Annotated in this window: 11 protein-coding genes; 8 read left to right on the top strand and 3 right to left on the bottom strand. The window is 72.3% G+C overall.

Going from position 1 to position 7,500, the window contains the following annotated elements; translation table 11 throughout:
* From AC2H6A_RS16395 to AC2H6A_RS16385, 3 genes are all read right to left on the bottom strand, one after another.
* On the bottom strand, positions 1-701 hold a 701-nt coding region (locus AC2H6A_RS16395; protein WP_484274789.1), incomplete at its 3' end, for a thymidylate synthase.
* Complete coding sequence (locus AC2H6A_RS16390; RefSeq protein WP_484274788.1) at positions 698-1,354, bottom strand: TetR/AcrR family transcriptional regulator; 657 nt, start codon at positions 1,352-1,354, stop codon at positions 698-700. The genes AC2H6A_RS16395 and AC2H6A_RS16390, both read right to left, overlap by 4 nt.
* Before the next feature lie 58 nt (positions 1,355-1,412).
* Entirely contained in the window at positions 1,413-1,913 is a 501-nt protein-coding gene (locus AC2H6A_RS16385) for a type II secretion system protein N (RefSeq protein WP_484274787.1), read from the bottom strand.
* 131 nt (positions 1,914-2,044) lie between these two features.
* Here AC2H6A_RS16385 and gspG point away from each other — a divergent pair, with 131 nt between their 5' ends.
* The 8 genes from gspG to gspN all read left to right on the top strand — a co-directional run.
* Positions 2,045-2,488 (top strand): type II secretion system major pseudopilin GspG, encoded by a 444-nt coding sequence (gene gspG, locus AC2H6A_RS16380; protein ID WP_484274786.1) that lies wholly within the window; start codon positions 2,045-2,047, stop codon positions 2,486-2,488.
* On the top strand, positions 2,412-2,957 hold the full coding sequence (locus AC2H6A_RS16375; protein WP_484274785.1) for a GspH/FimT family pseudopilin: 546 nt from the start codon (positions 2,412-2,414) through the stop codon (positions 2,955-2,957). Before gspG ends, AC2H6A_RS16375 begins: the two co-directional genes overlap by 77 nt.
* Positions 2,954-3,331: a type II secretion system minor pseudopilin GspI gene (gspI, locus tag AC2H6A_RS16370; protein ID WP_484274784.1), complete on the top strand. Its 378-nt coding sequence runs from the start codon at positions 2,954-2,956 to the stop codon at positions 3,329-3,331. Before AC2H6A_RS16375 ends, gspI begins: the two co-directional genes overlap by 4 nt.
* Positions 3,332-3,334: 3 nt before the next feature.
* Positions 3,335-4,030, top strand: coding sequence for a type II secretion system protein GspJ (locus AC2H6A_RS16365; protein ID WP_484274783.1), 696 nt, complete (start codon positions 3,335-3,337; stop codon positions 4,028-4,030).
* Positions 4,027-5,013 (top strand): type II secretion system minor pseudopilin GspK, encoded by a 987-nt coding sequence (gene gspK / locus AC2H6A_RS16360; RefSeq protein ID WP_484274782.1) that lies wholly within the window; start codon positions 4,027-4,029, stop codon positions 5,011-5,013. The genes AC2H6A_RS16365 and gspK overlap by 4 nt, the downstream gene beginning before the upstream one ends.
* Positions 4,995-6,269, top strand: a complete 1,275-nt coding sequence (gene gspL / locus AC2H6A_RS16355) for a type II secretion system protein GspL (protein ID WP_484274781.1) — start codon at positions 4,995-4,997, stop codon at positions 6,267-6,269. Before gspK ends, gspL begins: the two co-directional genes overlap by 19 nt.
* Before the next feature lies 1 nt (position 6,270).
* Entirely contained in the window at positions 6,271-6,774 is a 504-nt protein-coding gene (gene gspM, locus AC2H6A_RS16350) for a type II secretion system protein GspM (protein ID WP_484274780.1), read from the top strand.
* Positions 6,775-6,813: 39 nt separating this feature from the next.
* Positions 6,814-7,500 (top strand): type II secretion system protein N (gspN, locus tag AC2H6A_RS16345; RefSeq protein ID WP_484274779.1); only part of this gene is annotated, 687 nt, incomplete at its 3' end.

Here is a 7,500-nt window from a genome sequence, read left to right as displayed (position 1 = left end):
CGCAGGATGTCGAGTCGTGGCAGCGGCAAGGGGCTTCGGCTGAGCTGTTCGCGGGCCTGGTCCAGGTGGTTGAGATACAGGTGGCAGTCGCCGCCGGTCCAGATGAAATCACCCACCTGCAGGTCGCACTGCTGCGCCACCATGTGGGTGAGCAGGGCGTAGGACGCGATGTTGAACGGCACGCCCAGAAAAATGTCGGCGCTGCGCTGATACATCTGGCAGGAGAGCCGGCCCTGCGCAACATGGAACTGGTAGAAGGCGTGGCAAGGCGCCAGCGCCATGCGCGGCAGATCGGCCACATTCCAGGCCGAGACGATCAGGCGCCGCGAGTCGGGATCCTGGCGGATGCGGCTGACCACCTCGGCGAGCTGGTCGATCTCGCGCCCGTCGGGCGTGGGCCAGTGGCGCCACTGATGGCCGTAGACCGGGCCGAGCTCGCCCTCGGGGCTGGCCCATTCATCCCAGATGCTGACGCCGTTCTCGCGCAGGTAGCGCACATTGGTGTCGCCGGAGATGAACCAGAGGAGCTCGTGGATGATGGACTTCAGGTGCAGCTTCTTGGTGGTGACCAGCGGGAAGCCCGCGGCCAGATCGAAGCGCATCTGCCAGCCGAACACCGACAGCGTGCCGGTGCCGGTGCGGTCATCCTTGGGCGCGCCATGCTCGAGCACATGGCGCATCAGGTCGAGGTACGGGGTCATGCGGGCGGTTCGGGCGCGAGTGGGTAGGGGCGAACGCCGATGCCCGAGAAGCAGGCCGCGACCATCTGGTCGACGATGCGTTCATCGGGAATGGTAGCGCCGAGCCGCAGGAAGTCGAGCGTCGGATCGCAGGCCCTGGCATAGAAGGTGTAGAGGATGAACTCGTCATCGAGGTGACCGGCCAGGTCTCCCGCCTGGCGCGCCGCGCGGATGAGTTCACCCACCTCGTCGGACAGACGCAGCAGTTCGTCGACATAGTGGCGATTGGCCATCAGGCTGTCGCGCAGGGACTGGCTGGTGGACGGCAGGTGCGGGATGCCGCCGCCCAGGCGTTCAGTGAGCGTCCAGCGCAGCAGGCCTTCCAGCCGGGCGATGGCCGACTCGCCGGCGACCGCGGCCAGCGCATCACGGGTGCGCTTGAGCAGGCGAACCATGACCGCGCCGACCAGCGCGTCCTTGGAGTCGAAGTGCTTGTAGAGGCTGCCCTTGGCGATGCCGACATCGGCCGCGATGTGGTCCATCGACATCAGCTCGTAGCCGTGCAGGGCCAGCAGGCGATGCGTGGCGTCGAGGATGGCTTCTTCCCGGACCTCGAACTGGGTTTCCCTGAAGGACTTGCGCGCGGGGGTGCTCTGGCCGGTGGCGCTGGACACGGGTTGTTCCGGAAGGCTTTGGGCGGGCGGATTATGGGGCCGCCAGCCGCCTGGGACCTCAATGTCCTTTGGATGCGTTTGGCGCGGGCGTGCCGGCGCTCAGCACGGTGGTGGCGGTGCGGGCAGGTGCGGGCAGGCTGACCTCGCGCCCGTTGTCGTCGATGAGCACCGACTGGTCGGTGATGGCCTTGAGCTGGCGGCCCGGGCCCAGGCTTGCGCCCACACGGTAGGCCCGCGCGGGTTTGCCGTCGATCGCGAGCAGGGCGCTGCCGAGACGGCCGGCCGCGATCACGCCCAGCACCTGCAGGTTGAGGGCGACCGGTGCGACGGTCTGGGTGCCCGGGGCGTCGGCGCGGCCGAAGAGCAGCGCCGCAGCGCCGAGATCGGGCGGGGCGCCCGCGCCTGCCGCAGCCGTCGCCGGACCGGGTTGCGGCGTGGGAGCCCCGAGCGTGACCAGCCAGTGCCCGGCCGTGGCCGCCAGCAGGGCCGCCGCCGCGAGCGTCGCCGCCCAGGCAGGACGGCTGAGCCCGGCAAGGAGGGCACTGAGGGGAACGGACATGGCTCGTGGTGGGCGGTTGAACGGAGCGGATCGGACGCCCGCGCGGGGGGAGGCGTGGGGGCGGCAGGACGGAACCGGCTGATATCATAGCCCGGCCGGGCACGCGGTCCGGCGTGCTTCGGAGAGCGTGCATGGCATTTCCCGGACAGATCGGCTGGCGGGTCGCGCAGCGTGGCTTCACCCTCATCGAGGTGATGGTGGTGATCGTCATCCTCGGCGTGCTGGCCGCGCTGGTGGTGCCCAGGGTGATGAATCGGCCCGACGAGGCCCGTGCGGTGGCGGCCCGCCAGGACATCGCCGCGATCATGCAGTCGCTCAAGCTCTACCGGCTCGACAACCAGCGCTACCCGTCCACCGAGCAGGGTTTGCAGGCCCTGGTCACCCGGCCTGCCGCCGGCCCCGAGGCCGCCAACTGGAAGGCCTACCTCGACAAGCTGCCGGTCGATCCCTGGGGCAAGCCCTACCAGTACCTCAATCCCGGCGTGAAAGGCGAGATCGATGTGTTCAGCCTGGGAGCCGACGGCGCGCCCGGCGGATCGGGGGCCGATGCCGACATCGGTTCCTGGTCGCTCTAGAGCGCGGGGGCCTGCGGCGCAGCGACGCGGCGCCGGGTTCACCCTGATCGAAGTGCTGGTCACCCTGGTGGTGATCGGCGTCGCCGTGTCGGTGGTGGTGGTCAGCGCCTGGCCGGGGCCGCGGCAGGGTCTTCGCGACGAGGCCGAACGCCTCGCGCTGCTGCTCTCGCTGGCCCGCGAGGAGGCCCAGGTGCGCGGCACCCCGGTGAGGCTGTCGGCCGATGCCGGTGGCTACCGATTCCAGGTCTACTCGGGGCGGCAGTGGCGGCCCCTGCGCAATGACGCCGAACTGCGCGAGCGCGTCTGGAGCGCCCCCACCGTGTGGCAGCTGCGGCGCGCAGATGGACGCCCCGACCTGGTCTTTGGGCGCGATCCGGTGGACTCCCCCTTCGAGATCACCCTTTCACGCGCCGGTGCCCGCGTGCGTCTGGCCGGCGACGGTCTGGGCCGCTTCGAGGTGCTGCCGTGACCCGCTCCGCGCGCGGTGGCGGCTTTACGCTGGTCGAGGTGCTGGTGGCGCTCGCCATCGTCTCGGTTGCGCTGATGGCCAGCCTGCGGGCGGTGAGCTCGCTCACCGAGGCGGGCGCCGATCTGCGCCTGCGCGTGCTGGCGCAATGGAGCGCCGAGAACCGGCTGTCGCAGATGCGGGTGCAGTCCGACTGGCCGCCGGTCGGCCAGAACCGCCAGGACTGCCCGCAGGCGGGCGTGGCGCTGGTCTGCCAGGAAGAGGTCTTCGCCACGCCCAATCCGTTCTTCCGGCGGGTCGAGATCGCGGTCTACGAGGCCGGTGGCCGACGCCCGCTGGCGCGGCTGACCGGCTTCGTCACCAGCGGCAACGCCTGAGCCATGGGCAAGCGGCGCATCGCGGCAGGGCAGCGCGGATTCACGCTGCTGGAGGTGATCGTTGCGGTGGCGCTGCTGGCGGTGATCGCGGTGCTGTCCCTGCGCGGCATCGATTCGGTGCTGCGCTCGCGCGAGCGCCTGACCGCTGCGGCGGCTGAACTTGACGCGCTCACAGTGTGCTTCACCCAGCTGGAAGAGGATCTGCGCCGGGCCTGGCCGGTGCGGCTGCGCCTGCCCGGCGAATCGCCGATCCAGTTCTCGGCGGCCGCGCCCGATGATGGCGTGGCCCCGCTCAGCCTGTTGCGCGAGGGTGGGGGCAGCGCGGCGCCGGGCGCCATCCAGCGGGTGAGCTACCGCCTGCGCGCCGGGGTGCTGGAGCGCGGTTTCGCGCCCTGGCAGGTCGCGGTGGCGGATGCGGCAGCGTCCACCATGGGCGGGGTGACGCCGGACGGGGCGGCCAACCCCGATCCGCTCGCCCCGGCGGGCATGGTCTGGCAGCCCCTGGTGTCCGGGGTGAGCGCGGTGCGCTGGCGCGGATTCATGCCGGGGTCGGGCTGGGTCGATGCCGCGGCGCTGGGCGTCATGGCGCGGACACCGCCGCCTGCGGGGCAGGCGCCCGCGGTACCGGTGGGGATCGAAATCGTGCTCGAACGCCGTGGCAGTGGTCCGCTGCGGCGGGTCTTCGGGGTGCGGGATTGAGCGCGCCGGATCGTGTCCGCAGCGCGACGCGGGCCCACGGTGCGGCGGCGCATCGCGTCCGGGGTGCGGCGATCATCAGCGCGCTGCTGGTGGTGGCCCTGGCCACCAGTGTGGTGGCCACGCTGTTCCTGCGCATGAGCGTGACCACCCGCTCGGTGGAGAACCGACTGGCGCTCTCGCAGGTGCGCTGGATCGAGCGCGCGGCGGTCGACTGGGCCAAGGTGATCCTGCGCTCCGACGGCATGGCAAGCGCCGTCGATCACCTCGGCGAGCCCTGGGCCGTGCCGGTGGCCGAAACCCGGCTGGACGAGACGGTGACTGCCGGCGCGCGCATTGGTGATGACAGCCGGCCCGGCAGCCTCACCGGGCAGATGATCGACATGCAGGGTCGTCTGAACCTGGTCGCCATCCTGGGCACCGGTCAGGTCTCGGCGCCCCACCTGGCGGCGGCGAGGCAGCTCTTCGCGCTGCTCGACCTGCCCGACAGCCTGGTCGACACGGTGCTGGCCCGGCTGATGCGCAGCCAGCCTCGCGTGGTGGAGGGGCGCAGCCTGCCGGCTGCGGCATCGCCGCTGGTGCGGCTCGACGACCTGCTGGCCCTGCCGGGATTCGATCCCGCCATCGTGGCCCGGCTGGAGCCCTTCGTGACAGTGATTCCCTTCGTGGCCGGCGCACCCTTGCCCAGCCTGGTGAATCTGAACACCGCGCCAGCCGAGGTGATCGCCGCGCTGGTGCCCGGCCTGGAGCTGTCGGGCGCCCGCCGATTCGTCGAGCGGCGCGAGCGCAGCGTGTTCCGCAGCCTGGAGGAGGCGTCGCAGCAGATGAACGGCCAGCCGGTGCTGTCGCCCCTGCTGACGGGGGTTGGTTCGAGCTATTTCCTGCTGCGCGGGATGGTACGCTTCGACCGCGTCGAGGTGGTCAGCGAAACACTGCTGTCGCGAGCATCCGGGAAGATCGAGATCGTATGGCAGCAGCGGCTCTGAAACACGGCATCGTCTGGCTCCCGTCGCGTGGCGTGGGGGAGCGGGCACTGGCCGGTGAGCCAGTGCTGATGGCGCTCATGCCGCGGGCCGCCCCCGGGGCGGTGCCGCAGCGCTGCAGCCTGGAGAGCCTGCCGCGCATGCGCTCCGCGGTGCTGGTGCTCAATCCGCGCGATGTCTCTCTCATCCGGGTGAGCCTGCCGCCGCTCAGTCCGGCGCGCCTGACCCGCGCCCTGCCCAACCTGCTCGAGGAGCAGCTGCTCCAGGATCCGGCCGCCTGCGCGCTGGTGCCCGGCCCGGCCTTGCCCGATGGCCAGCGGCTGGTGGCCGTGATCGACCGGGCCTGGCTGGAGTTTGTGCTGGGTGCCTTCGAGCGCCGCGGCATCCGCGTGGCTGCGGCCTGGCCGGCCCAGCAGGTCCTGCCCCTGAGCGCCGGCGCGGCCACCCTGGGCTGCCTTGCCGATTCGCTGGCGCTGCGCGTCGGCCCGCAGGAATCGCTGGGCTGGGCGGCCGGGGCCGACGCGTCCGCCCGCATCGAGTCGATCGCCGCCCTGCTGCGTGCCGCCGGGTGGCGAGATCCCGCGGCTTCCGGCGGCGAGGCGGCGGCCGGTGGCGCTGCCCGCCCCCGGGACATCGATCTCATCGGGTTCCCCGACGAAGAGCCCACGGGGCTCGCCGAGCTGACCCGTGCGTTCGGCGTTCGCTTCCGGCCGGCTGCCTGGGGGGTCGATCCGGCCGGGGCGATCGACCTCAGTCTGGGTCGCGCCGGGAGTTCGGGCAGCCGCTGGCTGGCGCGCATTGACTGGCGGGCCTGGCGCTTGCCGGCCGCGCTGGGTGCCGCCGCGGCGCTGGTGGCCATCGCCGGGCTGAACCTGCACTGGGCGCAGCTCTCGCAGGAGCGGGCCGCCTTGCGCGCGGCCATGGAGTCCGGCTTCCGCCAGGCCTTTCCGAGCGCGCAGGTGGTGGTCGATCCGCTGCTGCAGATGAAGCGGCAGGTGGCCGAGCTGCGGCTGGCTGCCGGTCAGAGCGGTCCCGAGGATTTCCTGCCGCTGTTCGCCCGGTTCAGCCGCCTCATCGCCCCGGCGGCGGTGGGCCCACCGGGCTCGGTGGAGTACCGCGACGGCCAGCTCACGGTGCGCTGGTCGGCCGCTGCGCCTGATGCGCCGGCGCGCGAGCGCCTGATCGCCGAGGGCGCGCGGGCCGGGCTGCGGGTGCGCTTCGAGGGCGAAGCGCTCGCGATCATCGCGGTGGCGGGCTGAGATGCTGGAGCGGCTGCTCGCAAGCTGGGCCGGCGTGTCACCCCGCGAGCGCCGGCTGGTTCTGCTCGCGGCTTCGGTGCTCCTGCTGGCCGCGGTGTTCCTGGTCCTGATCGAACCGGCCTGGCGTGGTCGGGCCGCGCTGCGCACTGAATTGCCGGTGCTGCGCGCCCAGCTTGCCACGGTCCAGTCGCTGGTCCAGGAGGCGGGCGCGCTCGCCGGTCGCGGCGCTTCGGCGCCGGCGTCGGCCGCCCAGGTACGGCTGGCGCTCGAGAAGTCCGCGGCGGCGGCAGGGCTCGGGCCGGCGCTTCAGAAGATCGAACTCAACGGCGAACTGATCGAGCTGAGGTTCCGGGGCGTCAGCCATGAGCGCTGGCTGAACTGGCTGGCGGGCGCGCTGCCCGAGACCCGCACCCGGGTGATCGACCTGTCGCTGACCCGCGAGGCGGCGCCCGGGGTGGTGAGCGCGCGGGTGGTGCTCGAGGCGCCACGGCGGCGGGCGGGTTGATGACCGTGTGCGGCTGTTTCGTCACGGGGGCGGGCTGAGATGGCCAATCGCCCGACGGCGCTGGGGCGCTGGTTGATGCTCGCGCTGATCGTCGCGCTGGCGGGCATCGCGGCGGCGCTCTGGCACGGGCCGGCCTCCTGGCTGGATGCCGCCCTGCGCCAGTTCTCGCATGATCGCGTGCGCCTGGCCGAGGCCAGCGGTGTCTGGTGGCGCGGCGAGGGTCGGCTGGTGCTGCTCGACGGATCGGGGCAGACGCCGGTGACGGCGGGCTTCGCGCTGCCGGGGCCCCTGCGCTGGGAACTGCGTCTGGCCGGCTTGCCCCTGGGCGTCATCGACGCCACGGTGACGATGCCCGGCGCCGAGCGACCGCTGCGGCTGAGCGGCTCGCTGGCGCAGTTTCGTCTGGAGCCGGGCGCGCTGCGTCTGCCGGCGGTCGATCTGTCACGACTGGGCTCGCCATGGAATACCATCCAGCCGGCCGCCGAGCTGTCGTTGCGCTGGGAGCCCCTGCTGCTGCGGGCCGATGCCGTCGAAGGTCGCTTCGCGATCGAGTTCAGCCAGGTGTCTTCCGCGATGACGCCGGTGCGTCCGCTGGGACACTACCGGGTCGAGGTGGTGGGCGCGGGGCCGCAGGCCAGCGTCTCGCTCGGCACCCTGAGCGGTCCGCTGCAGCTCACCGGCTCGGGCAACTGGAGCGCGCGAGGCGGTCTGCGGCTGACGGCCCAG

The sequence above is a fragment of the Quisquiliibacterium sp. genome (assembly GCF_982640115.1).
This window is presented reverse-complemented; position numbering and strand designations above follow the sequence as displayed.